The 25,599-nt window shown below is 61.5% G+C and carries 21 protein-coding genes and 2 pseudogenes; 11 read left to right on the top strand and 12 right to left on the bottom strand.

Translation table 11 applies throughout. From position 1 onward, the window contains the following. The first annotated feature begins 124 nt into the window (after nucleotides 1-124). Nucleotides 125-1,012 carry a Gfo/Idh/MocA family protein gene (locus AWB81_RS30360; protein ID WP_268811773.1) on the top strand — a complete coding sequence of 296 codons (888 nt, stop codon included), beginning with the start codon at nucleotides 125-127 and terminating at the stop codon, nucleotides 1,010-1,012. A 188-nt stretch (nucleotides 1,013-1,200) separates the two neighbouring features. Here AWB81_RS30360 and AWB81_RS30355 read toward each other — a convergent pair whose 3' ends face one another. From AWB81_RS30355 to AWB81_RS30340, 4 genes are read right to left on the bottom strand one after another with little or no spacing between them, the layout of a single operon-like run. Then, nucleotides 1,201-2,586 (bottom strand): tripartite tricarboxylate transporter permease, encoded by a 1,386-nt coding sequence (locus tag AWB81_RS30355; protein WP_062640529.1) that lies wholly within the window; start codon nucleotides 2,584-2,586, stop codon nucleotides 1,201-1,203. After that, complete coding sequence (locus tag AWB81_RS30350; RefSeq protein ID WP_062640527.1) at nucleotides 2,586-3,068, bottom strand: hypothetical protein; 483 nt, start codon at nucleotides 3,066-3,068, stop codon at nucleotides 2,586-2,588. The genes AWB81_RS30355 and AWB81_RS30350 overlap by 1 nt, the downstream gene beginning before the upstream one ends. 48 nt (nucleotides 3,069-3,116) lie before the next feature. Continuing rightward, complete coding sequence (locus AWB81_RS30345; RefSeq protein WP_062640533.1) at nucleotides 3,117-4,064, bottom strand: hydroxymethylglutaryl-CoA lyase; 948 nt, start codon at nucleotides 4,062-4,064, stop codon at nucleotides 3,117-3,119. Beyond that, nucleotides 4,057-5,436, bottom strand: a complete 1,380-nt coding sequence (locus AWB81_RS30340; RefSeq protein WP_268811772.1) for a hydroxymethylglutaryl-CoA reductase, degradative — start codon at nucleotides 5,434-5,436, stop codon at nucleotides 4,057-4,059. The genes AWB81_RS30345 and AWB81_RS30340 overlap by 8 nt, the downstream gene beginning before the upstream one ends. Before the next feature lie 78 nt (nucleotides 5,437-5,514). On the opposite strand from AWB81_RS30340, the gene AWB81_RS30335 reads away from it, so the two are divergent. The 3 genes from AWB81_RS30335 (at nucleotide 5,515) to AWB81_RS30325 (ending at nucleotide 8,765) form a co-directional block, all read left to right on the top strand. Next, on the top strand, nucleotides 5,515-6,909 hold the full coding sequence (locus AWB81_RS30335; protein ID WP_062640523.1) for an aminotransferase-like domain-containing protein: 1,395 nt from the start codon (nucleotides 5,515-5,517) through the stop codon (nucleotides 6,907-6,909). 219 nt (nucleotides 6,910-7,128) lie between these two features. After that, nucleotides 7,129-7,500 carry a YciI family protein gene (locus AWB81_RS30330; RefSeq protein ID WP_062640521.1) on the top strand — a complete coding sequence of 124 codons (372 nt, stop codon included), beginning with the start codon at nucleotides 7,129-7,131 and terminating at the stop codon, nucleotides 7,498-7,500. Next, nucleotides 7,497-8,765 (top strand): RNA polymerase sigma factor, encoded by a 1,269-nt coding sequence (locus AWB81_RS30325; protein ID WP_062640519.1) that lies wholly within the window; start codon nucleotides 7,497-7,499, stop codon nucleotides 8,763-8,765. Before AWB81_RS30330 ends, AWB81_RS30325 begins: the two co-directional genes overlap by 4 nt. Nucleotides 8,766-9,125: 360 nt before the next feature. Here the strand turns inward: AWB81_RS30325 and AWB81_RS30320 are convergent, their stop codons facing one another. The 6 genes and pseudogenes from AWB81_RS30320 to AWB81_RS30295 form a co-directional block, all read right to left on the bottom strand. Further along, nucleotides 9,126-10,547 (bottom strand): DUF2252 domain-containing protein, encoded by a 1,422-nt coding sequence (locus tag AWB81_RS30320; protein ID WP_062640517.1) that lies wholly within the window; start codon nucleotides 10,545-10,547, stop codon nucleotides 9,126-9,128. 16 nt (nucleotides 10,548-10,563) lie between these two features. Beyond that, complete coding sequence (locus tag AWB81_RS30315) at nucleotides 10,564-12,327, bottom strand: SulP family inorganic anion transporter (protein ID WP_062640515.1); 1,764 nt, start codon at nucleotides 12,325-12,327, stop codon at nucleotides 10,564-10,566. A 237-nt stretch (nucleotides 12,328-12,564) separates the two neighbouring features. Then, nucleotides 12,565-12,866, bottom strand: a pseudogene (locus AWB81_RS30310) (transposase family protein); the annotation flags it as partial. A gap of 84 nt (nucleotides 12,867-12,950) precedes the next feature. Then, nucleotides 12,951-13,466 carry a hypothetical protein gene (locus AWB81_RS30305; protein WP_062640512.1) on the bottom strand — a complete coding sequence of 172 codons (516 nt, stop codon included), beginning with the start codon at nucleotides 13,464-13,466 and terminating at the stop codon, nucleotides 12,951-12,953. A gap of 130 nt (nucleotides 13,467-13,596) precedes the next feature. Beyond that, nucleotides 13,597-13,732, bottom strand: a pseudogene (locus AWB81_RS46515) (IS6 family transposase); the annotation flags it as partial. A 944-nt stretch (nucleotides 13,733-14,676) separates the two neighbouring features. Beyond that, a complete protein-coding gene (locus AWB81_RS30295; protein ID WP_235025979.1) occupies nucleotides 14,677-15,534 on the bottom strand; it encodes a DUF2092 domain-containing protein in 858 nt (285 codons plus the stop codon). Nucleotides 15,535-16,486: 952 nt separating this feature from the next. Between AWB81_RS30295 and AWB81_RS30290 the strand changes: the two genes are divergently transcribed. Continuing rightward, entirely contained in the window at nucleotides 16,487-16,759 is a 273-nt protein-coding gene (locus AWB81_RS30290; RefSeq protein WP_062640510.1) for a hypothetical protein, read from the top strand. A gap of 715 nt (nucleotides 16,760-17,474) precedes the next feature. Here the strand turns inward: AWB81_RS30290 and AWB81_RS48870 are convergent. Further along, entirely contained in the window at nucleotides 17,475-17,573 is a 99-nt protein-coding gene (locus AWB81_RS48870; RefSeq protein WP_374730525.1) for a hypothetical protein, read from the bottom strand. A gap of 312 nt (nucleotides 17,574-17,885) precedes the next feature. Between AWB81_RS48870 and AWB81_RS30285 the strand changes: the two genes are divergently transcribed. Beyond that, nucleotides 17,886-18,944 (top strand): beta-keto acid cleavage family enzyme, encoded by a 1,059-nt coding sequence (locus AWB81_RS30285; RefSeq protein ID WP_062640507.1) that lies wholly within the window; start codon nucleotides 17,886-17,888, stop codon nucleotides 18,942-18,944. Between the two features lie 346 nt (nucleotides 18,945-19,290). Here AWB81_RS30285 and AWB81_RS30280 read toward each other — a convergent pair whose 3' ends face one another. After that, nucleotides 19,291-20,292 (bottom strand): AraC family transcriptional regulator, encoded by a 1,002-nt coding sequence (locus AWB81_RS30280; protein WP_062640505.1) that lies wholly within the window; start codon nucleotides 20,290-20,292, stop codon nucleotides 19,291-19,293. A 371-nt stretch (nucleotides 20,293-20,663) separates the two neighbouring features. On the opposite strand from AWB81_RS30280, the gene AWB81_RS30275 reads away from it, so the two are divergent. The 5 genes from AWB81_RS30275 (at nucleotide 20,664) to AWB81_RS30255 (ending at nucleotide 25,442) form a co-directional block, all read left to right on the top strand. Continuing rightward, nucleotides 20,664-21,986 carry an MFS transporter gene (locus tag AWB81_RS30275; RefSeq protein ID WP_062640503.1) on the top strand — a complete coding sequence of 441 codons (1,323 nt, stop codon included), beginning with the start codon at nucleotides 20,664-20,666 and terminating at the stop codon, nucleotides 21,984-21,986. 332 nt (nucleotides 21,987-22,318) lie between these two features. After that, nucleotides 22,319-23,299 carry a quinone oxidoreductase family protein gene (locus AWB81_RS30270; protein ID WP_062640501.1) on the top strand — a complete coding sequence of 327 codons (981 nt, stop codon included), beginning with the start codon at nucleotides 22,319-22,321 and terminating at the stop codon, nucleotides 23,297-23,299. Between the two features lie 9 nt (nucleotides 23,300-23,308). Continuing rightward, nucleotides 23,309-24,157, top strand: coding sequence for a TauD/TfdA dioxygenase family protein (locus tag AWB81_RS30265; protein WP_062640499.1), 849 nt, complete (start codon nucleotides 23,309-23,311; stop codon nucleotides 24,155-24,157). Nucleotides 24,158-24,175: 18 nt separating this feature from the next. Further along, nucleotides 24,176-24,736: an RBBP9/YdeN family alpha/beta hydrolase gene (locus tag AWB81_RS30260; RefSeq protein ID WP_062640497.1), complete on the top strand. Its 561-nt coding sequence runs from the start codon at nucleotides 24,176-24,178 to the stop codon at nucleotides 24,734-24,736. A gap of 1 nt (nucleotide 24,737) precedes the next feature. Further along, nucleotides 24,738-25,442: a DsbA family oxidoreductase gene (locus AWB81_RS30255; RefSeq protein ID WP_062640495.1), complete on the top strand. Its 705-nt coding sequence runs from the start codon at nucleotides 24,738-24,740 to the stop codon at nucleotides 25,440-25,442. Nucleotides 25,443-25,599: the final 157 nt, after the last annotated feature.

Raw genomic sequence — 25,599 nt, 5'->3', positions numbered from 1 at the left:
GCTGAACAACATCAGCAAGAACTGGACGATGCCAATCCGCGATTGGAAGGCAGCTTTGAACCGCTTTACTATCCAGTACGAGGACAGGCTGATGCCCCGTTAAACCACAACCTGTTTACACAAAATTCGGGACACCCCCGCGAAATATGGTTTGGCTGTCGCATACGACAGTTACGAGGCGCTCCTGGCGGACCCGGAAATCGACGCGGTATATATCCCGCTACCCAATCACATCCACGTGGAATGGACGATCAAATCCGTCGAGGCGGGCAAGCATGTCCTGTGTGAGAAGCCGATCGGACTGGACGCCCAACAGGTCGAGCGACTCATCGCCGCGCGCGACAGGAACGGCCGATACATACAAGAAGCCTTCATGGTTCGCACGCATCCGCAATGGATGAAGGTGCGGACCTTGATTGACGAAGGGGCGATCGGCAAATTGCGGGCGGTGACCGGCGGCTTCACGTATAACAACACGAACCCGCACGACATCCGCAACCAGAGCGAACTGGGTGGTGGCGGTCTGCTCGATATCGGTTGTTACCCCATCACAACGTCGCGCTTCATTACCAGGTGTGAGCCAAGGCGAGTGGTTGCCCTGATGGAGCGGGCTCCAATATTCGAAGTGGACCGGCTTGGCTCTGTGCTGATGGACTTCGACGGTGTGCAGGCGAGTTTTTTTTACTCGACTCAGAGCCATAACTATCAGCGGATGCAATTTCACGGAACCAAAGGGCGGATCGAGGTCGAGATTCCATTCAATGCACCAAGCGATCGACCGACGCGTCTGTTAGTGAGTGAAAACACAAGCGCCGGTGTCGGGACTGATCGCTGGCTGGAACTTCCGGTGTGCGATCAGTATGGCATCGCAGCCGCCACGTTCGCGGAGGCGATATTGAGTGGAGGCCCGCAGGCCATTCCGCTAGAAGATGCGCGTGCAAACATGCGAGTGATCGACGCCGTGTTCCGCTCGGCTCGATCGGACGCGTGGGAGCGCATCCTGGAAAGTTGAGGCGCTACGCAGGGGCAACCATTCGGATGCAACAGCAGCACCTATCTTGCGGGCCCACCTAGTGCGCCGGCGCATGGGCGGGGCACGAACGACTTCCTTCCAAAACCTGCCGCTGGCGCCATCAATCTACATGCGGGCTCACGGCACCCGCAATTTTGCCTCCGTAAGCGAGCGCCAATTCTCTGACATCATCCGCCCATCAGCTGTGTCAGGGCCGGCACGCTAAGGACCGCGGTGTAGTAACCCATGAACTGCACACCGGTATTGAAGCCGAAGTTGCGCGATAGCAATCCCCCCAGCAATCCGACGCTGAGAATCACCAGCAGCCCGAGCAGTTGCCCTTCCCAGACGCTAATCACGACGATCAACCCGACGAACGTCGCGATGATCGCCTCGTGACTCAGCTTCCTCGCAACGAACGACGCTGCACGGTGCGCGTAGTTCATCGACAGCGGATATGCAACGAGCGCAGCAAGCACGACCGCCATCAAGCCGAAGCCGAGGAACTGCCACGTCGTCATCATCGTGTGCAGGTTGTTGATGTGGCCGGTTGCGGCGTCCACGGTAAAGCGCGGCGGTGCGTTGAAGAGCGGAGCAGCCGGTCCCGCAGCGACCGGACTGAGCGGCAGGCCGAACGCGATCAACGGGATCAACGCCTCGGCGATATAGGTCGCTTCCGTCACGCCATTGCGTGCAGCGATGACGGTCGTCAGGCGGTGATACGCGTGCTTCACCCGCGAACCGACGAGTTCGCCCAGCACGACCGTCATTGCGACCGGGCTGAACACGAACGTCGCACTCGAGATGGCGGCGGTCGCGGCGGTCCAGCCGCGCTGCTGGCCGTCGAGCACTTTCAGCGGATTCGGGAAGTAGCCGCTCCAGCCCTTCACGTCAGGCGCGAGCGAGAACGTGCGGGCTCGTTCCCGACGCATTTGCATGCGTCCGGTGGGCGAGAGAATCGAGAACAGATCGGCGATGAGCGGCCCGATCGCAATGCCGAGGAAGTAACTTACCGAGAGCATGACGCCGTACTTGCCCGTCAGCGCCTGCAAGCCGACGATGACCAGCACGAACGGCACGAGCAAGAGCACTGAGGCCCAGCGTCCCGACGAAAAGAACGCGATGGCGATTGCCGCCACGAGAAACACCCACGGCGCCACCTTGGTGATCGACGGTCCGAACGGCGCGAGCAGCACGGCGAAAAGCACCGCCAGCGGGACCGCGACGAACGCCGCGACGATCGCGCCCGAGATCATCTTGCGCAGCGCGATGTGCGGGACACCGAGATTGCGCAGCATCGTCGCCTGCTGCAGGAGCGGCGTAGCGAGCGTATCCCCGGGTATGCCGAGCAGCGCGGTGGGAATCGCGTGAGTCATGTGCTTGGACACTGCGCCCGCCATGAAGAACGAGAACACGCCGACGGGCGGCACGCCAAGCAGCACGACGAGCAACGTGAGCGGCGCGAGCGTGGTGGTTTCATCGGTGCCCGAGATGAGGCCGATGCCTGCGAACACGACAGCCCCGATCAGGCCCATCCCCACGGCGACGAGCACTTGTTGTACGAGCGGTTCCATCAGCGCGCTCCTTCGCGCATGTCTGCGCGTTTTTCGTAATCGGCGAAGAGCTCGTAGAGCCCCAGCTCCTTCATTTCCGCAACGACCGCAGGCGGCAGGTCCGCGACACGCCCGAGTCCGCCGGCCTCGCTGGCGAGTTGCGCGAGCACTTCTTCACGACCCGACGCACCGTGCGTTTCCTCGATCACTTGCCGTTTCGGGCGAAAAAGCTTCGCGCATACAGCGCCCGCAACCAGGCAGCCCGCGAGGCCGACGAGCATCGCATAGGCCCGCGCCATCGCCGGATCGGACACGTGCGCGGAGAGCACGCGACTCGCCGCAGCGAACGCGCCAAAGCTGATGGCGATGCCGAGCACGACCGACCACGCGAGATGTCGCGTGTCGACCGTGTCACCCCAGATTTCGACGAGTTTGTAGTCGGCTTCAACTGCCCGCGCCGATACTTGATGGCCGCGCTCTTGCGCGGCAAACTGCTGTTCCATGTCTCCTCCTTGCACGGAGTCTGTTTCTGATGATTGGCTTCTCGGCGATCAGCGCGTTGCCGCTTCGCGGCGGCGTCTGCCCTCCAGTGCCCGCGCAACACGCGACGATGTTTCGCGCCCGAGTGCCCGTGAGATGAACGCACCCGCATCCGCAAGCCGGCCGAGGTCGATGCCCGTTGCGATGCCCATGCCTTCGCACAGGTAGACGATGTCCTCGGTCGCGACGTTGCCCGTCGCGCCCGGCGAATACGGACATCCTCCAATGCCGGAAACGGAGCTGTCGAAGGTCGCGACGCCACGCTGCAGCGCCGCGAGCACGTTCGCAGCCGCCATGCCCCATGTATCGTGAAAGTGGCCTGCGAGCGCGTGCACCGGCACATATGCGGCACAGGCGTCGAGCATTGCCCGAGTCTTTGACGGCGTGCCCGCGCCGATGGTATCGCCCAGGCTGATCTCGTAGCAGCCGAGATCGAAGAGCCGTGCTGCGACACGCGCGACTGCATCGGGCGCAATCTCGCCTTCGAACGGGCAGCCGAGCACGCACGACACGTAGCCGCGAATGCGCACGTTCGCCTGACGCGCGGCGGCGATCACCGGCTCAAAGCGCGCGATGCTTTCGTCGATCGAGCAGTTGATGTTCTTCCGCGAGAATGACTCTGAAGCCGCAGCGAACACCGCAATTTCGTCGACGTGCGAGGCGAGCGCCGCTTCCAGGCCCTTCATGTTGGGCACGAGCGCGGCGAGCGTGGTTGCGGAGCGACGCGCCGCCGGCAGCACGCGCTCAAGCACGGACGCGCCGTCCGCCATCTGCGGGACCCATTTCGGCGAGACGAACGAAGCGGCTTCGATGTAACGCACGCCGGCGTCGATGAGGCGCTCGATTAGCTGGGCCTTCACTTCTGCCGAGACCAGCGATGGCTCGTTCTGCAAGCCATCGCGCGGCCCGACTTCGACAATGCGCACGCGCTCCGGAAGCGAGGTCAAGGACTCAGGCATCGCGCGGCCCCTGAAGCAGGCCCATGCCATAGTCGACGCTCACGTTGCGTGCGGCGACCATCTTTTTAACGACCCAGTCGATGTCCGCGCCCGTCGCTCCTGCCGCAAGCGCGATATTGCGCGCGTGCAACGCCATGTGGCCGCGCTGGATGCCCTCGGTGGAAAGGGCGCGCAACGCACCCATGTTTTGCGCGAGGCCGACGGCCACGGCGATCTCGCCCAGTTCCTGCGCCGAATTCACGTCCATGATTTTCAATGCAAGCCGCGCGAGGGGATGCGTCTTGGTCGCGCCGCCGACGAGACCGACGGGCATCGGCATTTCGATCGTGCCGACGAGGTCGCCGTTGTTCGCCACTTCCCACGTCGTGAGCGACGTATAGCGCCCGCCACGGCTCGCATAGGCATGCGCACCGGCCTCGACCGCGCGCCAGTCGTTACCCGTCGCGACGATCACAGGATCGATGCCGTTCATGATGCCCTTGTTGTGCGTCGCGGCGCGGTATGGGTCGATTGCGGCGAACAGGTACGCATCGACCACGCCCGCTATCACGTCCTCGCCTGCGTATTCCTTCGTTTGCAGGGTCGTCGCGCTGTAGCGCACCTGGGCGCGCGCGAGCCGCAGATCGGCGAGATTCGAGAGGATGCGCAGCCGCACCTTGCCGCCCGTGATGTCCTCGATGCGCGTCGCGACCGTTTCCGCCATCGTGTTGACGGTGTTCGCGCCCATCGCGTCGCGTACGTCCACGATCAGATGCGCGACGACCATCGCGCCGCGCGGCGTGTCGGGAAAGACATGTACCTCGATGTCGCGGCAGCCTCCGCCCAGGCCGATCAGCACCTTGTCCCGGGCGTTCGCCATCGCGATCAGCTCGTCGCGGTTCTTCAGGATCGCAAAGCGCGCTCCGTACGGGTCCGACACGCCGACGACCTGCACTTGAGCGCGCATCAGCGGACCGGTGCTCGACGTGCTGAAGCCGCCCGCCGCGCGCGAGATCTTCGCCATGTACGAGGCCGCCGCCACGATCGATGGCTCTTCCACCGCCATCGGCACGAGCACGTCGCGCCCGTTGATCTGGAAATAGCCCGCGATGGCCATCGGCAACTCGAAGGTGCCGACCACGTTTTCGATCATGCCATCGGCTGTTTCGAGCGGCAGCGCGCCGGGCGCGGCCAATAGCGCGTGCTCGTAGTCATTCAGTCCCGCCGTCCGGGCGATGTGGCCCAGGCGCTGCGCGGGCGACATCGCGCGAAAATTGGGCAGTGTCGAGTCGATCATGGGTCTTCCTCTGTCTTCCAATGGGTGTCGGTGTCTCGCTCCGTGACGCTTGTAGGTGCGCGGCGATTGGGCGAATATTAGGCCGGTTGTACCCATTGAAAAGGTACAATTTCAGGAGATAGTATTCGGACTGTACCCAGGACAGACGAAGGTGACACCGAGGAGGGACAAGAGATGCGCAATGAGAAGCCCAGCCTGTCAGCAATGCTCGCGGACAATTTGGCGAAACAGATCAAAGAGGGCCTGCTTCGCGCTGGAGACAAACTGCCCTCCATCAGGGAATACGCTGAGGCGAACGGCTGCTCCAAGAACACAGTCATCGGCGCATTTGACACGCTGACGGCCAACGGCCTGATCGAGCCACGCCGAGGCGCGGGTTTTTTCGTCTCCAGTGTCGCCGGACCGCAGCAGCAGGACGAGGACGCGCCGACGCTCGATCGTGCGATGGACTACGTGTGGCTGATGCGCGAGCAGTTGCAGAGCAAGCCGGATTTTCTTAACGTCGGCGAAGGCTTCCCGCCCGTCGAGTGGCTCGAAGAAACCCGGCTCGATCACTTTCATCAGCGAGTGGTGCGCACGGGCGTCGCATCGCTCTTTCGCTACGGCACTCGCTTTGGATATTTGCCGCTGCGTCAGCACTTGCAGCAGAAGCTCGCCGGCTACGAGATCGAAGCCGCGCCGTCGCAGATCGTTTTGACGCACGGCGCGAACCAGGCGATGGACATGGTCGTGCGTTATTTCGTGCGCCCGGGCGACACGGTTCTCGTCGACGATCCGGGCTACTATGCGCTCTTCGGCAAGCTCAAACTGTCCGGTGCGAATGTCGTGGGTGTGCCGCGCGGTGTCGATGGGCCCGATATCGGCGCCCTGGAAGAGCATCTGAAGACGCATCGGCCGCGGCTTTTCTTTACGCAGTCGGTCGGGCATAACCCCACTGCGACCGACATCAGCGCCGCGAAGGCGCATCGCATTCTGCAACTCGCCGAGGCGTACGATCTCATCGTCGTCGAGAACGATGCGCTCGCCGATCTCAAGCCGCGTTCTGCCACGCGCATCTGCGCGCTGGATCAACTGCGCCGCACGATCTATGTCGGCAGCTTTTCGAAGTCGGTGTCAGCGGCGCTGCGCGTGGGCTTTCTGGCTTGCCATGCGGACCTTGCCAGCGATCTCGCCGACGTGAAAATGCTCACGCACGTCAGCAGTTCCGAATACTGCGAGCGCACCCTGGATGCGATCGTCAGCGACGGTCATTTTTTGCGTCACACGAATCGCCTGCAGGATCGTTTGAAGCGCGCGACTGCCGCTGGCGTCGAAGTGTTGGCGCGTTGCGGCGCGACCATCTACAAGGTCAGCGACCAGAGTCTCTACTTATGGGCCCGCTTGCCGGGATGCGACGACTCGATCGCCTTCGCGCGCGAGATGATGGACAGGCACGTGATTCTCGCGCCGGGGACGATTTTTTCACCACATCCGAACAGCGTGTCGCCGTGGTTCCGGTTCAACGTTGGCTATCTCGGCGATCCGCGCTTCGAGAAAGCGATGGAACGATTCTCCGCTCGTGGAAACTAAGACCTCGAAGGAGGAAGCGCTGCGTCTGTCGCGTCCGCGGCGATGCCGGGCTCGCCCGAAGTGACCGCGCGCAGCATCTTCGTCGGAGGCGAACGAATAACGCGGGTGCGACGTCCGCTATTTTTTCGATGCCGCCTGTCCGTCAGCATGCGGTCCGCGCGTCATTGTGATGGCGGCACGATGTAATTCACCCGCCTCAATCCCTTGACGGAGGCTCAAATGCAATACCTGTTGATAATCTATTCGGAAGAAAACCGCTGGAACCAGATGACAGACAGCGAGCGGCAGCAAGGAGTCGCCGCGTATCAGGCATACACCGAATCGTTGAAAAAAGCGGAGGTTCTGGCGGGCGCCCACCGGCTGCAGCACACGAACACGGCTACCACGGTGCGGCTCGTTGACGGCAAGACGCAGGTGCTAGACGGACCTTATTCTGATTCGAAGGAGCAGCTCGCCGGCTACTACCTGATCGACGTGCCCAACCTGGACGCGGCGATCGCGTGGGCGTCGAGGTGTCCCGGCGCGGCGCACGGCATCATGGAAGTGCGCCCGGTCTGGACTGCCCCCTACGATGCGCCACCGGCTGCATGAGTCCGTCCGGCTGCGGCCGCGACGCTGACGGCGCCGCGCGTTCGATTGCCGAGGCGGTCGCCCGCCGCAGTTACGGCAAGCTCGTCGCGCTGCTCGCGATGCGCACGCGCGATGTCGCCGCAGCCGAGGACGCGCTGGCCGACGCGTTTGCGGCCGCGCTTGCTGACTGGCCGCAGCGTGGCTGTCCCGCGAATCCCGAAGCGTGGCTGATGACGGTCGCGCGCCGCCGGGCGATCGACGGCGCGCGTCATCGCCGCGTCGGCGACGAAGTGACAAACCAGCTCACGATCCTCGCCGACGAAATCGACGAGCGTGAAAGAGGCGCGTTGCCCGACTGGCGGCTTGCGCTGCTGTTCGCATGCACGCACCCTGCGCTCGAGGCCGCGATTCGCACACCGCTGATGCTGCAGGTGGTGCTGGGGCTCGAAGCGAAGACGATTGCCTCCGCGTTCCTGATGTCGCCCGCAGCGATGAGCAAGCGCCTCGTGCGGGCGAAGAACAAGATACGCGAGGCGGGCATTCCGTTCAGCGTGCCCGAGCGCGAGGAGTTGCCCGACCGGCTTGCTGCGGTGCTGGAAGCGGTCTATGCGGTGTATGCGCAAGGGTGGACCGACCCGGTCGGCGGCGATACCGAGAGCCGCGATCTCACCGGTGAGGCGCTGTTTCTTGGACAACTGCTCGTCGAACTGCTGCCCGAGGAGCCAGAGACGCTTGGTCTGCTCGCGCTGATGCTGTATGCGCTGGCGCGTTGCGACGCGCGGCGCGATGCGGCCGGCGACTACGTGCCGCTGTCGGCTCAGGACCCGGCGACATGGAACGCGCCGATGATCGACGCAGCCGACGCACTGCTGCGGCGCGCGAACGCTTTCAATGCAATCGGCCGCTTTCAGCTTGAGGCCGCGCTGCAGTCGGCGCACGTGCACCGCTGCCGCACGCACCGCCCGAACTGGTACGAGATCGTGCAACTCTATGACGCGCTGCTCGCGATTGCAGCGTCGCCGGTGGTCGCGGTGAACCGCGCCCTCGCGCTGGCGGAACGGGACGGCCCGCAGGCGGCGCTCGACGCGCTCGAGCCTTACGCGGACGATCCGCGGCTGGCCGACTACCAGCCGTACTGGGCCGCGCGCGCTGATCTGCTAGCGCGTGCCGGCGCGACGGCCGAAGCGCTCGGCGCGTACGATCTCGCGATCGGACTTGAGCGCGATCCGGCCGTGCGCCGGTTCCTGCTGCGCAAGCGCATCGAGCTGTCATCGGCGAGCAGCTAGATGGCACCTTGCGTTTGCCACGCGAAGTTGAAAGCTGCCCGCTAAGGCGGCTTAGATCCGGCGCCGCGTCGCGCGGTCAGGACTTTCCGTTCCCACCGGATTTGGGTTGAGTGTGTGATTCCAGCGTCCGTCTTGTAGAACGTTTATCGAACTGGCGCTACATGAGCCCCGAATTGCGAACGGCGCGCGGGATTCGCCTTTGACGGAATGCCCGCTTCCAGACGTTTGGGTCATTCGTATTAGACGGCTGGGCGGCTGTTTAGGCCGTGTTAGTCGTAACGGCGCACAAGCGGTATGCGCCAGTTGGTCAAAGCTTGCGAGGTTGTATTGGGCCAGATGTCGAATGACCCAATCGTAACGCTAGTCTTCAACCTGCACGTTGACCCGTCCTTCGCGGATTGCGCGGACGAACAGCCGATGGTCGCTCCGATTCTGGGAACTGTATTCAGTCGCGAACTCGCAGACCGCATCGTCGAACGTCTGCCCGGAACCCATGTAACCGGCAATCATCGCAGCGTCGCCGGAGCGGGCATGCGCACGGGACAGGGCGTGCGCGCACATCCTCGCATATTGTCGCAATATCCCTGTGTCCCAATCCTCGATGATCGCAGACACCTTCATGTCGCGTAGCTGTCGGACATAGAAATCGCGGCCGTTCATTCCTCGCGTCCATCCAAGGAACAGATCGCTCGCCGCCTGCATCAAGCGCTGCCCGGCAATGACCCGCTGGCCGTGGTTGGCATGCAAGCTCTTTCCGGCATACGGCTCAAGCACCGAGGCCCGCGCTTCTTTCACCTGCAAGAACAACGGGTCGTTGTCTGCCGCCATGAACAGGCATACGGCGCACATCGTACCGACGCTTCCTACGCCGACGACCTTAATGGCCATGTCTACGAAGTGGAACCGGTCGAACAGCATCCGGATATGCTCGGCCAGGCTCTCCCGATACGACGCGATGGCCTCTCCATATCCAGATGCGAGGCCGGGGCCTTGCTCCGTTGTCGGATGGAAGATCAAAGGAGGCTCATCCTTGATCCTCGGCAACACGCCTTCCTGCGAAACGAGCTTCGGATAGAGGTGGTCAGGCACCGACTTGCGTCTTTCCATCTCGATCCGTTCTGTCAGCCGCTTGCGCAGATCGGCCACGATAGTGGGATCGCCCGTCCTATCTACATACTTCTGCAAGTCAATCCTGTCGTACCAGACATCCAGCGCCCGCATCGTGGCGTAATTCTGCATCCGTTCACGATATTCACGCACCAGGTCTGTGACCACCCGTGCTGCCTCGCTGTTGGGAAGTTCCAGGTGCTGCGCCGCAATCACCACGCTTGCGGCGAGCCGCTTGAGATCCCATTCAAAAGGCGCAGGCAGCGTTTCATCGAGATCGTTGATGTCGAAGATCACGTTGCGCTCAGGTGTGGCGAAACCGCCGAAATTCATCAGGTGTGCGTCGCCGCACGTCTGTACCCGTATTCCGCTTGTCGGGGTCGTGGCGAGGTCGGCGGCCATCAGCGCGGCAGCACCGCGATAGAACGCAAACGGCGATGCGGACATACGTCCGAAGCGGATGGGGATCAGCTCCAGCATGCGGCCTTCATTGGATTCGCTCAGAAGCTCTACCGGGTCCCGGCGTCGCCCGGAAATTTTCCATCCCGCATGCAATGCACGCGGCACCGCGTCACGCAGCGCCCGCCCCTTGGCGCCGCGTTCATCAGCGGTCAGGTAAGAAGTCGTTGTGTGAGGCGCAACGCTCGTACGCCTGTCCGGATAGGTCTTGCTCACGCACGTTCCCCTCGGTTTAACGAATTCCGGGCCCAGTTTCCGAGGCCTGGCCGATATCGGCGCCGCTCAGGAACTGGTCGATCACGTCATCCACTGAGACGCGGCGGCCCAGGTAGCCGACATGTTCTTCAAGTCCCTCGGCGCGAAGGATATCTCGCGCGCCCGCGTGTGCGGAAACGATCCGCAGGTGCATGCCGGCAGCCGATAACGCTGAGTGCAACGTCGCCAGCATGCGTGCACCCGCCAGGTCAACGACTGGAGAGGATGACAGATCACATATCAACAACCTGACCGGCTCTGCGCTCGAGCGGATTCTGTCCCAGAACGTAGCGCGTACATGTTCGGCGTTGAAGTAAAGCAGCGACGCTTCGACGCGGAATATCAGTACGCCCGGAATCACTTCGTTGTCGGGGTGGCGTTCGATGTCCGAGTAGCGACGTGTGGCCGGGATGCGTCCCAGATTGGCTACGTGCGGGTGCGCGGCGCGCCTGATGAGCAATAACATCGAGACCAGCACCGCGACAATCACGCCTTGAAGAATGCCGAGCAACAGCACAGAGGCAAATGCAATCATCGACACAACGAACTCGTAGCGACTAACTCGCCACACGTGACGCAATTCACGGATGTCAATCAGGCCCTTGACCGCTACCAGCACGATTGCGGCGAGCACCACATTGGGCAGGTTGGTCAGCAGGCCGGTCAGGAACATCAGGCAGAGAGCAATCGTGATCGAGGCGAACACCAGTGCGAGCGGCGTTTTTGCACCGGCTTTGTCGTTGACTGAGGACTGCGACAAGCCCCCCGCGACTGGGTAGCCCTGAAAGAGACCAGCGGCCATATTGGCCACGCCTAGCCCGAGCAGTTCCTGACGAGGATCGATTTCGTAGCCGTTTGCCTGCGCAATGGCGCGTGCTGCGGAAACGCTTTCTACATAGGACAGTAGTAGACACGCGAATGCTAGCGGGATCACGCCGTCCACGTCGCGCACCCGAAGACCCGGCAGATGGAACTCGGGCAAACCTCGCGGCAACGCGCCGACAACCTTGAAGCCAATAGAACCCAATGGCGTAAACGATAGCAGGATGATTGACACCACGACTATCAGTAACGAGACTGGCCGCCCCGGCAGAAACTTTTCCCCTAACAGCAGCAGGACTAGCGTAGCGACGCCGAAAGCGAGCACCGCCCAATTCGTTTCGGGAAGCTGGCCAGCCAGAATGACAATGCGCTCGAAGAATTGCTCACCGCCTCCCTTCACGCCAAACAGCTTGGGCAATTGCGTCAGGGCGATCGTGAGCGCAGCGCCCGCTTTGAAACCGAGCAGGATTGTCTCGCTGATGAAGTTGACGAGCGAGCTGAGCCGCAGAATCCACGCGATCAAGCACATGATCGCGATCAGAACCGCAGTGAGCGCAGCAATGGAGACAAACCGCGCAGGATCGCCTCCGGCCATGTTGGCAACTGTCACCCCCACGAGCATCGAGATCGCAGACGTGGGTCCGATCGCGAGTTGACGCGAGGACCCGAACAACGCATAGGCGAGGCCGCCGACCAGATAGCAATAGATACCGTATTGCGGCGGTAGGCCCGCGAGCGTTGCATAAGCAAGCGATACCGGTATCCCATAGGCCGCGAGGGTCACCCCGGCAATCGTGTCGCGCGCCAGCCACTGCGAGCGATAGGTCGGGAGCCACTGTGCAGGAGGAAACACTGCGCGCCAGCCGGTAACCGGCGCCATGCTCAAGACCTCACCGACGGGGCGGGGTTCTTCAATCATCGAGCACCTCCTTTCCTGCAGCTCACTCAGCCTGGAGCCGGAGCAAACATGGGATTTGGTCAGAGCCGCTTTCGCGCCGACGACCTGGCCCCACAGTTCCAGTGTAGGCCGTGGACGCGACGATGAGCACGGATTTTGGGTATTCGAACGGGTTGATCCTGCCATTAATCGTGGTGGCGCCGCCTGCATAGACCGCTGCCATGAGGATGGCCGCGCCGGGCGATTTCGGTCGCAATCCGGGATGGCATCGATCAGTGCATGTAGCTGGGTGACGTCGGGGCCGTTTGCGTCAGTCAGGATCACCGCAAGCGGGATGCCTTGCGCTTCGGTGATGAGGTGGTGCTTTGAACCGGGTCGCGCGCAGTCGGCTGCGCGTAATCGCCCAAGCAGTACTTGATGCAACCGGTCAGGATGCCCGTCAGTACCGCACGATTGTCGAGCGGCTTGCGCCCGGGATGACGAATGCGCCGTGGTTTGGGAGGCGGCAGCAACGGTTCGATCAGCGCCCAGAGCCCGTCGTCGAGTATAGGTCTGGGCATGTCCTTTTCGTCGACGAAACAACGAGCAGGTTAACTGGATTCGTCAAATGTAAACGGCCCCCGAGTCTCATTTTATTAAAAGTTCTAAAAGCCGTGCCGAACAGAAACCGTCGCGCCTGTATCGTGTGCCCGGAGAATCGCGAGACGCGCCGTGGCAGAAAAGACCCAGTCATCGACCGTTAGCGACAGCCTTCGTTGCGGTTGGGCACGCAGCGTTAAAACCGTGTTCGGCAACTGGACGATCGAGATTTGCGGTGCCGTCGACGGACCCGGACGTAGAAAATTCGAGGCCTGCTGCAGCACCGGCTCAGGCGTCGGTGTGGTATTCCCGGCCCCGAATTGAAAGTCGTGTGTTACCTGCGCACTATAAAAATCCGCCATCTGCGCGTAAGACGACTTTCCTTGATTCGACCGATATTCCATTTCATAGCTATGCAAATAGCGTTGCGGTTCTGGTATCGGCGGAATAAGCTCGGGCGGGGGCGCGATGTTCGCAACCATCATCGTTTCGGGCGAATCGATGACAAGGCTTTCCGCGAACGAATATCCGCTCAGCATACAAAATATTGCGCCGACAATCCTTTCGCTCAGGCACGTCATGGGCATGCCTCCAATGAAGGAATTGAAACGTCACAGTACCGACCGTTACTCCTGAAGAGACCGCCTTTGCGGCTTCGCCTGCACTCACATTGTAGCCAGTCCTTCCCGTCTGGCTAGCCCAATGTGTGGTGGCCGAGCGATGCACAGTTGAATGATCGACGGGATTCCCGCGCTCAGCAATCCCATTCTTCAGGGATTCGCAGGCTCAACGGATAGATCCCATACCAGCGCACGCACATCAGAATCACATGGACCGGGTAATGCAAGCGACCACTGGATTAAGCGCTTTCATCAGGGCTTTAGTCGATCATGTAGTGCCGCAAATCAGAGCGCACCGTCCTGTCGCAATAGAACCCGTAAAGATCAAGCGAGAGGCTTACGGCCAGTTCAATATTTCTACCGGAGGGCTAGTATCCGGGTGGCGCAGGAACCGGTGAGTACACCACGCCGCTGCTCGCGTAACCGGCGGCATACCATGTCGCCCCGCACTGATAGTACGCGACGTTGTTGACCGCGACTGGAGCCACGTTGCACGGCGGTGCGACCGGTGCAGGCGCTGCGGCCACAGCGGTGGCGGGCACTGGTTGAGGCGTTGTTGCGGCAGCTGCCGCACCCATCACGACCGCCCCGGCCACGAATCCGGCCGCCGCAGACCCACCGTCCCAGTCTGAATCGGAACAGTTGTGACAGTCGTAATTGTTCTGCACGTTGGAAACTGTCGAGGCACGCGTGTCCTGCATTTCTTTTGCGCTGGCTTGGCGGTTACTCTGGTTCTGAGTCGACGTCGCCTGACGCTGGGTCTGATTCTGGCTCGAGGTCGCCTGGCGCTGAGCCTGGTTTTCAGCCGTGCTTTGCTGGCGGTTGGCCTGATTCTGACTGGAGTTTGCCTGCGTCGCACTCCTGGAACTCTGGCGTGCGCTTTGATTTGCGCTTGAAGTGGACCCGGCCGTCGATTGACGGGCGGCCTGTCCCTGCCGTGCCGTTGCCTGCGAGGCTCCGCCAGCTTGTGAACCACTTTTCGCTGCCGTACCGCCGCTCGACGAGAATCCTCCAGCCGACGCGGCGCCGCCGCGAGAATAGCCGCCATCGCTGCCGCCCCCTCGCGCGCCGCCGCCCCTGTCGCCTCTTCCAATCGCCTGGTCCGTTAGCCCGCATGCGAGCAGTGCAGCGATCATTGCCACAATTGCACGCCGTCGTGATGCTGCATTCATCATTTTGCTCCCTTACGCGCGGACGGCGCGCGAGCTGCTTGCTTGTGCGGAAGCTGCGCAGCGAACATGATTTTTTGCAGGCCGTCAGGCACATGTCCAGAGAAGGTCGCATCGTCGATCTTGGGCTCGAGATCCCAGTCCATGAACTGTGCCCAATATTGTGGTTGGCCGACTGCTGTCTTGTACGTCAGTACGATTCTTTGTGGCAGAGGTTTGTCGCCATCAGCGATCCATACCTGGAAATCCACCGTGTCACCTCGCGCCGCGAGATGATGGGACGCAACGCCGAAGATACTCGTCTTTTCAACGTAGTTGACTGACCGCACCCGGTCTTGCAGGTCGGCAGGTAGCCGGCTCAAGAGCAGCGCCGCGAGCGGAAGGCGCATGCCGAGATCCCTGACGAAATACACGATGCTGGTGTCAAGCGGGCCTGGTTGCGGTGTGGTTGCATACACCTTGCTGTCGAAGTCGACCAGGACGATTTCCTGACCGGTGAGGACAACAAGCGTACTTGCTCCATCGCTACGTTGGCCTTCCACGCGCAGGCGAGTAGGCCGCCCCATGGTAACCGTACGGTATTCGCCGAACTCAATTTTCTGTCCAGAAGCTTGCACGGCGTCGTAGCCGCTGCGCAGGTTGACGCGAAAGCTCTGTGCGCTGGCGAGGAAATTCGCCATTCTCATCAGAATCGCACGAGCCTCGGCTTGCGAAGGGCTTTCCGCCGCGACATTCGCGGCGTCTGTCGTCCCTTCTTCCTGCGCTGTTGCGGACTGGGCAAGAGGCGCGGCCGTCAGCAACGACGCTGATATCCACATTGCCCTGGCCGCGCGGCCGTACGTTTTAATGGTCAAGATCATGAACTTCTCCTGCTGTTCGAACGTATCTCTTCCGGTCCGCGGCCACCTGCTTTATAGAATAGTGGATCGCCCGACATATGAGAGCGATTTCGCCAACTATTGCCATTCTGGCAGCGTCGGCTGCATGTGATTCGCTTTCGTGCACGTCGGCTTTGTCGAGTCAGCTCTTCATGGAAGAGTTCTTCCACCTGGCTGAAGTCATGAACGCTTCTTACTCCACCAGCAGCACAAAATACTGAGGTCGTGACCGTCGCAGAGGATTGCGACACAGTGCCGGAGTCAAAGGCTGCAGCCCGTCGAGCCTCCATGAAAACCCGCTCGTGCGCACCTGATCGCTAAGATTGCGAGAAGCGTTCATGAGAGAAAGGTCAGCTTTAAGGCGGCAGCCCAGATGGGAGACCCGCTTGAGCAAGCGTTGCATGGATCTGTTGATGTCAATCCGCCTGAGATAGTCGGCGCCAAGATCTGCAAAGACAACGCCGTTGGAGACGAGAGGCCAGACAGTGGTGAGCACGGAAGCGGAGACCGCGAGGATGGATCTTCTTGCGCCGCGTCAACAAGCAAACACCATTCGAATGGCGCTTTACCGACGACTGCAACTTTGCCTCGGGTGGTGCAAAGCCCGAATGTGTCGGGCTCGACGCTGCTATCTTACCCGGCTGTGCTTCGAGTTCGTGAATGACACGACATGAACCGATGGAGAGAGTACAGTTCGGAAGTTCTTGAACGCGTTTCTTGGCTCGCATATCTTCGAATACGACTTTCGTCAAGGCTTCACACGCCCCGGAATGACAGTGACAAGAAGTCAGATGATGTACCGGCGCTCTTTGTCATAAGTGAGAATGCGTCGTTATACGGAATGGGATTTGATCAGGCAGACGGCCCATCGGCAATATGTTGTTGGCGGGCCAGCCTGCGCGACTTTCGTTTTACTTAGCAAGCGGAGGCAACAATGAAGCGTATGAATAGAGCAATTGTAATGTTCTCGATCTCGCTCGCCGCTGCGGCTGCATCGGGGCAGTCGTGGGCGCAAACCAATCAAGCTGCTCCGCAAGCCGGTAGCAATGACGAGATCGTCAAGATGCGTATGGAAGTCGCCTCGGCAAACAAAGCGTATGACAAGAAGGTAGCCGCCGCGAAGAAAGTATACGAGCACAAGAAGGCGGAAGCCGCCAAGGAGCGCGACGCTGCAATTGCGGCGGCTCATCATGGAGCGTCGCAATGAGGGCGCGGTAGTGAAGAAGCGGGGTATTGGGCTACGATTAGTCGATCGGCACCCGCTTATAAGGCCGATCTTGCATCCACGAAGACGGCTCGTCGAGCTGTTAGGGTAACCACGCTGATGTCACAGAGAATGCGTGACTTCGTAAGCGGCTTCATAGTCGCGTAGGCGTGGTACGCACTGCGAGCGCCTTTGCGTCGGCATATTGCGCCGCGCCTAACAGCTTGCGCTCATGGCAGCGCAGTTGGACAAGCACATTGTCCGATCGCTTTCTTTTAGCGATGATGGGCGGGTCGTGCTAGATACTTTATTGCGTTAGGTGACGCCAAATGAAGCCGCTACTGTCAACGACAACAGTCTCGGGCAAGGTGTTCTGACCACTTTCGAACGCGCGCGTCGCATAAGTTGATCTGTAGGTAGCGGCGATCGATGCTCGTATCGCGTATCGTCGACTCAATCAGGCGCTGCGTGCCAGATGGTTCGACATCGACCAGCCGACGATGCGCTGGCTGAACACGTCAAGCACTACGGACAGCTATAAAACTCCTCGCCGGCCGCGATGTGGGTAGCATCTGCTACCCACAGTATGTTCGGGCCTTCAGCACTGAAGTGTCGGCATACAAACCCGGCGCATGCCATACCCCCGTACGTTGCCGCGTAGTACGTGGCCAGCGCCGTCGGCTAGCCCCGCATAGGCCCACGATGCGCATCCACCGCGTTACCGCTTGCGTCCCACGTGGACGCCATCGTGCACGAGTTGCGCATGAATACGCGGCGCCCAATACATACCGCGCGAACTCCAATGCAGCGTACGAATGCGCGCAAGCAGCTAGGCATCGCTACGCGACTGCCTTAATGGCTCGCGCACTCACTTGCAAACAAGCCCAATATTCACTGGGGTTTACGCCTAGTGGCGTCAATTCATTAAAAAATGGCACCAAAAAACAAACCGTCTCGCCGGATTGCCGTATCTTCGCCGAAACAGTCCAACTTAATTCGCGTCGGCGCGTGCCCTGACACGGGAGTGGTGAAACGCCCGGATATTACCTGGGGAAGGGGAATGAATGGCTTCGCCGCCGGCCGCTCCCCAATTTGTTCCCTTCCCGAAATTGCCTTTGGAGACCATGCCATGAACTTTCTCGACGGTTCCCTCTACACCGAAAACCAGCAACCCTTGATCATCACTGCCGCGCCGTATGCGCCGTCATGGGTGCCCTCCGACTTTCCCGAAGACATCCCTGTCACCATGGAGCAGCAGATCCAGAAGGCAGTGGATTGCTACAACGCCGGCGCCACCGTACTGCATTTGCACGTGCGCGAACTTGACGGCAAGGGCAGCAAGCGCCTGTCGAAGTTCAACGAACTGATCGCCGGCGTGCGCAATGCAGTGCCCGAGATGATTATCCAAGTGGGCGGCTCGATCAGCTTTGCACCGGAGACCGAAGGTGCAGCGGCCAAATGGCTTAGCGACGATACGCGCCACATGCTGGCCGAGCTCGACCCCAAGCCGGACCAGGTCACGGTCACCATCAATACCTCGCAGATGAACGTCGTGGAGCACTGGGAGGACGATGACGTCAAGGGCACCTCGATGGCGGACCCCGATGTCTACAATGCCTACAAGGAGATGACGGTGCCGGCGCAGCCCGGCTGGGCCGAGGAGCACATCCGCCGCCTGAACGCGGCAGGTATCCAGAGCGCCTTCCAGTGCTACAACATCAACAGCTTCGAGTCGGTTGAACGGTTGATCCGGCGCGGCGTCTACAAGGGCCCGCTGGTCATGAACTGGGTAGCCATCGGTGGCGGCATGGACGCACCGAATATCTACAACCTCGCCAACTTCATGCGCGCCACGCCGGACGGAGCAGTGCTGACTGTGGAGAGCTCGATGCGCAACGTTCTGCCAGTCAACATGATGGGCATTGCGATGGGCCTGCACGTACGTTGCGGGATCGAGGACAACCTCTGGAATCAGGCGCGCACGAGGAAGATGAGCACTGTCGAGCAGATCGAGCAACTGGTGCGCATTTCACGCGAGTTCGGCCGCAAGGTTGCGACCGCCCAGGAAGCTCGCGAGATCAGCAAGATTGGCGTGTTCTACGACACGGTGGAAGAGACGCTGCTGGCCAACGGCTTCGCGCCCAACCGAAAGGGCGCCACTCAGGGCTTCCTGCGAAAGGCAGTCTGAACACGCGAGGCGGCTGCGTGTATCGCACGTCGAGGGAAACGCGGCGGCGGTGAGGGCCGGGCGATGCACCAATACCGTCCGGCTCGTCCATGACAACGAAGAGGCCGTAGCGCTCGCCGTGTCGATCGAAACGGCGGCCTGCACGCTGACGGCGGATTCGCCCGGCAGCGCTAATGCGACTCACGCAGTACTCGATGCGGCCCAATCGGGCGATGCATGTCGTCACGGTCAATGGACGCAAACGTGTTGAAGCGACTTCGGTGTTATCGAGTGAGAGCATTCACCAGTCTGCGCCGCAGACCAACCGCCATGGCTCAAGCAGACTCAAATCGGTCGAATAACGCCGCTACTTCGTTTCGTTATTACGCCAGTCACGCGGCGTCATACCGAATCGCGAGGTGAACCAGTTCGTGAACGAACCCTGCTGGTTATACCCGAGTAGTGCCGCGACTCGTCCTATCGGATAACGCGGGTTGCTCATATAGCGCACGGCAAGTTCGCGCCGGACTTCCTCGACGAGCGCCGAGAAGCTTGTATCGGCCGCTCCAAGTTGCCGCTGCATGGTGCGCACGCTCAGATGCAAATGACGGGCAACCAGTTCGACCGTGGCATGCTCGATGGGCAATAGCAGGTAGATCGCCTTGCGCACTTCCAGCGCGGTCGAATCTGCACCCGTTACGTTCAGTGCAGTAGCGAGGCTCTCTGCATATCGGACCAGCTCCGGGTCGGCGGCAGGATTCGGGTAGTCGAGATCGGCGGCCGCGCAAACGAACCCATTGAAATCGCTACCGAACTCCAACGGACAGCCGAAGAAGCGCCGATGAAATCTCAGGTCTGCGTGTGCTGAGTGAGTGAAATGGACGGCGCGCGGTTTCCAGAAGTTGCCGAGCAGCGCGCTGGAGTGACGAGCCAGGATCCCCATTGCAAGTTCGATCGCCTGCTTGGTAGGCGTACCCGGATCGACAACGAGTTCCTCGCGGATGGTGACCGTTGCACCCGCGTCCTCGACATACACGGCCAGTGCTTCGTTGAGCAGATGCCGGAATTCGGCTGCGGTCAGCAACACCTCGCGCAGCGTTCGCTTGTGCGCCAGCAGGACATTGACCACGCCGCTCCCGAATTTCTGCCGGGTTTCAGCCATTTGCAGCGCGAATGTCGGGCACGACGCCCTTTCAGCTGTGAGTTCCAGCAACCGGCAGCACGCGGACGCCGAGACGCGGTCATCAGGATTCGCTAACACCGCGGGATCGATTCCGACTTCGTGCGCCAGATCGATCGGATTCAAACCATGGCGTCGCGTCACATCGAAATAGCCGTTCATGGCTACCGAGCGCAGCATCGTGTCCATCGTATTCCCTCCGCAGACCTATTCAAGCGGCGCCTTGCCTTCCGGTCACGAAATACCCCCTGTGCGCATATACCGGTGTTTACGCGGAGTGGCATCGATTGCTAAAACGATGGCGCTCAATCACAAAAGTGTAGCGCATGATTGCCGTATTGTGCGAACACCATGCCTTGTTTCGTTCCGACAAGTTTTCCAGCGCTTAGCGCGTGAACTCGGGCGCGAAAGTGCTGCTGGCAAGGAACGATTCAATGATGCCGGCTACGAAGGCGGTGCTGCCGGAGCACGCCGGGGAGGGCGACAGGCATCCATAATCGTCCGTCTTTTGCTTCGGGCAAAGACAGACGCAAACAAGATAGACGTGAAGGAGACGAATGATGCTCATGGAACATGCCGAGCCCGCGACGGGCGATGTTTCAGCAACACAAGGAGACGTGCGCGCCTATGCATGGGTAGTGTTTGCCTTGACGGTTGGATTGCTGCTTTCCGACTACATGTCGCGGCAGGTGTTGAATGCGGTGTTTCCGCTGCTCAAGGCCACGTGGAACCTTTCCGACACACGTCTGGGCTCGCTTAGCAGTGTGGTCGCGCTGATGGTCGGCGTGCTCACGTTCCCGCTGTCGGTTCTTGCCGACCGCTGGGGCCGTGTGAAAAGTATCGTCCTGATGGCGTCGATGTGGAGTCTCGCGACGTTGGCCTGCGCCATCGCGACGAACTACGGCGAAATGCTGATCGCGCGCGCCTTCGTCGGCATTGGCGAAGCCGCTTACGGCAGTGTCGGTATCGCGGTTGTCTTGAGCATCTTTCCTGCGCGGCTGCGCTCCACGCTCACCGGCACCTTCATGGCGGGAGGGGCGTTTGGCTCAGTGCTGGGCATGGCGCTTGGCGGTGCGGTTGCAGCTCATATGGGCTGGCGCGCGGCGTTCGGCGCAATGGCAGCCATGGGGATCGTGCTGGTGATCATCTACCGGTTTGTCGTCAGCGAAAAGCGCCTTGCGCCGCTCCAGCCGGCAAGCATGAGAAGGCAAGAGCACGGGCTCAACGTGCGCATGAGTTTTCGCGCGCTGATGAAGGGGCTCTTTTCGACGAAGTCGGTCGTGTGCGCCTACGTCGGCAGCGGCATCCACCTGCTGGTCCCGGCCGCGGTCTGGGCGTGGATGCCGAGCTTCCTGAACCGCTACTACGGCATGACCACCGGCAACGCCGCAGTGTGCGCGGCAGTGTTTGTGCTGGTGACGGGCTTGGGCATGGTGGTGTGCGGAAATCTGGCCGACCGGCTGAGCAGGAATGCACGCGAAAGGAAATGGGGCGCTGCGATCGTCTTCTGCCTGGCAAGCTTCACGTTGCTCGCGCTTGGCTTCCGCATGCCGGCCGGTACGTTGCAACTCGTTTTGATCGGCGTCGGCATGTTCTTCAGCGCAGGCGCGAGCGGCCCCTCGGGCGCGATGGTGGCCAATCTCACTCCGCCGTCGATTCATTCGTCCGCGTTTGCCACCCTGACGCTGGCGAACAATCTGCTCGGTTTGGCACCCGCTGCCATTCTGACGGGCATTGTCGCCGACCGGATCGGGCTGCTCGGCGCGTTGCAACTCGTTCCGTTTGCACCCCTCATCGCCGCAGTCGCATTTTTCATCGGCAAGCGGAACTACGGCGGGGATCTGGACCGCCTGGATGCCCTGCGCGAGCAGGCAGCACGCTGATGGATTCTCACCGCGCAACGGCACCGTTCGCTTGCTCACGACGAGACAACGCCAGTTTGCCAAGGCATGAATCTGACCCAAGGCGGCCCGCTGTGACCGACGCATCAAGTACGGGCCCCGTGCGGGACACCTGCGTGACTGACTTCAGCGGCCTGCCGCTGGCAACGGGAGTAGATCCTTGGCGTGCAACGCCATGTCTCCATGCGGCGGGCCTTCATCACGGCATGTTTGATATAGCAGTTTCAAATTGACATCGCGTCTGGGGTAGGACAAGCCGTTCGGCCGCAGGCGAAATCTATTTTGCAGTTTGAGTAACGGACAGGAGATTGAAGATGGCGAAAGCAGTGCGCTTCCATGAAACCGGTGGTCCCGAAGTCTTGCGCTACGAGGACGTTGAAGTGGGCGAACCGGGTCCCGGACAGGTCCGCCTGCGCCATGAGGCTGTGGGTCTGAATTTCGCCGACACCTACTTCCGTAGCGGTCTGTACCCGGTTCCGCTGCCTGCCGGCATGGGCGTCGAGGCCGCAGGCGTGGTCGAGGCCGTCGGTCCAGATGTGACAAACGTCGCTGTCGGCGACCGCGTGACCTACACCGGCTTTATCAACACGCTCGGCGCCTACAGCACCGAACGCCTGATTCCGGCCGCGCCGCTCATCAAGCTGCCTGATGCGATCTCCTGCGAAACGGCTGCCGGTATGACAATGCGAGGCCTGACCTCCTCCTACCTGATGCGCCGCATTTACGACTTCAAGGCGGGCGATACCATCCTGCTGCATGCGGCCGCCGGCGGTGTCGGCCTGATCGTGTCGCAATGGGCGAAGCTGCTCGGTCTCACCGTGATCGGCACGGTTTCGTCCGAGGCCAAGGGCGAGGTGGCCCGCGCGCATGGCTGCGACCACATCATCTATTACAGCCGGGAAGACGTCGCGAAACGCGTGCGCGAACTGACCGGTGGCGTCGGCGTGAATGTCGTGTTCGACAGCGTCGGCAAGGATACCTTCGAAGGGTCGCTCGATTCGCTCAAGCGCCGCGGCCTGATGGTCTGCGTCGGCACCGCTTCCGGCCCGATCCCGCCGTTCAATCCGCAGACTCTCGCGATGAAGGGCTCGCTCTACCTGACCCGCCCGGCGCTGGCGGACTATATCGCCGACCCCGCCGAGAAGAACGAACTCGCCGGTGAAATCTTCGGGCATATCGCCGCGGGTCGCATCAAGATCGAACTGAACCAGCGTTACGCGCTTGAGGATGCGGCGCAAGCGCACCGGGACCTCGAATCGCGCAAGACGACCGGCTCGTCGGTCTTCGTCATCTGAGGAGAAGCCATGCAAGTCGAACAATTAACCTGCTCGATCGGCGCCGAACTGACCGGTGTGAATCTGGCCGATGCCATCAGCGATGACGGTCTGTTTGCCGAGATCCGGTCGGCGCTGCTGAAGCATCGCGTGGTGTTCCTGCGCGACCAGGACATCACGCGCGCCGAGCATGTGGCCTTCGCGCGCCGCTTTGGCGAACTGGAAGATCATCCCGTCGCGGGCAGCGACCCGGACCATCCCGGTCTCGTGCGTATCTACAAGACCCCGGACCAGCCGAACGACCGGTACGAAAACGCGTGGCACGCGGATGCCACCTGGCGCGAAGCGCCGCAGTTCGGCGCGGTGCTGCGCTGCGTGGAATGTCCGCCCGTCGGGGGCGACACGATGTGGGCGAATATGGCTCTCGCCTACGAGAACCTGCCAGACCACATCAAGACCCAGATTGCAGACCTGCGTGGCCGACACAGCATCGAGGCGAGCTTCGGCGCCGTGATGCCGATTGAGAAGCGCCTCGCGCTGAAGGCGCAGTATCCGGACGCGGAGCACCCGGTCGTGCGCACGCACCCGGAGACAGGCGAAAAGGTGCTGTTCGTGAGCGCATTCACCACCCATTTCACGAACTATCACACGCCGGCACGGGTGCGCTTCGGGCAGGACGCCAATCCGGGCGCGGGCGAGTTGCTGCGCTACCTCATCACCCAGGCCTACATCCCCGAGTACCAGGTGCGCTGGCGGTGGAAGCCGAACAGCATCGCGATCTGGGACAACCGCAGTACGCAGCACTACGCGGTGATGGACTACGCGCCGTGCCATCGGAAGATGGAGCGGGCCGGGATTATCGGCGACAAGCCGTACTAACTTGAACGATTCAGCATCGTGACTCTCAATACAGAACCAACCGTACTCATCGTGCCCGGCCTGCGTGACCATGTGGCCGAACACTGGCAGACTCTGCTGCAGGCTCGCCTTCCCAAGTCGGCTTCGGTGCCGCCGCTCGAGCAGGACAAGCTCAGCTGCGCTGCGCGCGTCGCGGCGCTCGACGAGGCCATCGCCAGGATCGAAGGCCCGATCGTACTGGTTGCTCACAGCGCCGGCGTCCTGATCACGGTGCACTGGGCTCTGCGGCACAACCGCCCGATCCAGGGTGCGCTGCTTGCCACGCCGGCCGACCTGGAAACACCCATGCCTGCCGGTTATCCGACGCGCGATGCGCTCGAGCAGAACGGATGGCTGCCAAACCCACGTAAGCCGTTGCCGTTCCCGAGCATTCTCGGAGTCAGCCGCAATGATCCGCTGGCAACGTTCGATCGCGCCGCGGCAATGGCCGCGGACTGGGGCAGTCGTCTCGTCGACCTCGGCGAGGTCGGACACTTGAACCCCGCGGCCGGCTATGGCGAGTGGCCGCAGGCGGAGACCTTCATCCGTGAGCTCCTGTGACATGGACGGCGCAACCGAACAGGTCATTGAAGTCGATAAAAGCGCGTCACTGACGGTCGATGTCCACTTCGATTTCGTCTGCCCGTGGTGCCTGATTGGCAAGCGTAATCTCGATGCCGCAATCCGTCGCCTCGCCGGCTTGCGCCGGGACGTCAGCGTCGAGGTGCGGTGGCACCCGCATCAGTTGTTGCCCGATATCCCCGCCGGTGGCGTCCCGTATCAGGCGTTCTATGTGAACCGCCTGGGAAGTGCAAAAGCGGTTGATGCACGGCGTGCACAGGTTCAGGAGGCCGCTCGCGCGGCGGGCGTGCAACTGGCGTTCGACAGGATCGAGGTGATGCCCAACACACGGGCAGCGCACGACCTCGTTTCCTGGGCCGCTGGGACAGGCACGGGATGTAGGACTGCATCCCTGATCGATCGGCTATTCACCGGCTATTTCCTGGACGGCGAAGACATTGGCAACCCGGACGTGCTCGAGCGGATTGGTCTCGCGTGCGGTCTTGACTCCGCGGGCCTCGCAGAACATCTGGCGGCCTCGCGGCGCGACGACAACATGGCGATTCGTCGTTCGTTGCAGGCTGAGGGCGTAAGGGGCGTGCCGCATTTTGTGATCGATTCGGCGTTGTCGCTGGCCGGTGCATATTCGCCCGACGCAATCCTGGATGCCATGTTGCGCTCGACTGGCGATCAGGAAAATAGATAGTTACCGTGGCGACGTGATCGAGTGGTATTCGTCGAGCCGGTCACGCCCGGCGCGACCGGCAAAGTTCTTAAGCGCCAGTGGCAGGAGCAGTACGGCGATTACTAGCTGGAAACCTGGCGCGCCCACGCAAGAGAAACGCATTTCCATACAAGCAACA

The sequence above is a fragment of the Caballeronia arationis genome (assembly GCF_001544975.2).
Classification (GTDB): Bacteria; Pseudomonadota; Gammaproteobacteria; order Burkholderiales; family Burkholderiaceae; genus Caballeronia; species Caballeronia arationis.
This window is presented reverse-complemented; position numbering and strand designations above follow the sequence as displayed.

Bases quoted from the DNA above. Each gene is read 5' to 3' on its own strand.
- AWB81_RS30355 (WP_062640529.1), bottom strand. From the start codon at position 2,586: ATGGAACCGCTCGTACAACAAGTGCTCGTCGCCGTGGGGATGGGCCTG.
- AWB81_RS30350 (WP_062640527.1), bottom strand. From the start codon at position 3,068: ATGGAACAGCAGTTTGCCGCGCAAGAGCGCGGCCATCAAGTATCGGCG.
- AWB81_RS30345 (WP_062640533.1), bottom strand. From the start codon at position 4,064: ATGCCTGAGTCCTTGACCTCGCTTCCGGAGCGCGTGCGCATTGTCGAA.
- AWB81_RS30340 (WP_268811772.1), bottom strand. From the start codon at position 5,436: ATGGGTACAACCGGCCTAATATTCGCCCAATCGCCGCGCACCTACAAG.
- AWB81_RS30335 (WP_062640523.1), top strand. From the start codon at position 5,515: ATGCGCAATGAGAAGCCCAGCCTGTCAGCAATGCTCGCGGACAATTTG.
- AWB81_RS30330 (WP_062640521.1), top strand. From the start codon at position 7,129: ATGCAATACCTGTTGATAATCTATTCGGAAGAAAACCGCTGGAACCAG.
- AWB81_RS30325 (WP_062640519.1), top strand. From the start codon at position 7,497: ATGAGTCCGTCCGGCTGCGGCCGCGACGCTGACGGCGCCGCGCGTTCG.
- AWB81_RS30315 (WP_062640515.1), bottom strand. From the start codon at position 12,327: ATGATTGAAGAACCCCGCCCCGTCGGTGAGGTCTTGAGCATGGCGCCG.
- AWB81_RS30305 (WP_062640512.1), bottom strand. From the start codon at position 13,466: ATGACGTGCCTGAGCGAAAGGATTGTCGGCGCAATATTTTGTATGCTG.
- AWB81_RS30295 (WP_235025979.1), bottom strand. From the start codon at position 15,534: ATGATCTTGACCATTAAAACGTACGGCCGCGCGGCCAGGGCAATGTGG.
- AWB81_RS30290 (WP_062640510.1), top strand. From the start codon at position 16,487: ATGAAGCGTATGAATAGAGCAATTGTAATGTTCTCGATCTCGCTCGCC.
- AWB81_RS30285 (WP_062640507.1), top strand. From the start codon at position 17,886: ATGAACTTTCTCGACGGTTCCCTCTACACCGAAAACCAGCAACCCTTG.
- AWB81_RS30280 (WP_062640505.1), bottom strand. From the start codon at position 20,292: ATGGACACGATGCTGCGCTCGGTAGCCATGAACGGCTATTTCGATGTG.
- AWB81_RS30275 (WP_062640503.1), top strand. From the start codon at position 20,664: ATGCTCATGGAACATGCCGAGCCCGCGACGGGCGATGTTTCAGCAACA.
- AWB81_RS30270 (WP_062640501.1), top strand. From the start codon at position 22,319: ATGGCGAAAGCAGTGCGCTTCCATGAAACCGGTGGTCCCGAAGTCTTG.
- AWB81_RS30265 (WP_062640499.1), top strand. From the start codon at position 23,309: ATGCAAGTCGAACAATTAACCTGCTCGATCGGCGCCGAACTGACCGGT.
- AWB81_RS30255 (WP_062640495.1), top strand. From the start codon at position 24,738: ATGGACGGCGCAACCGAACAGGTCATTGAAGTCGATAAAAGCGCGTCA.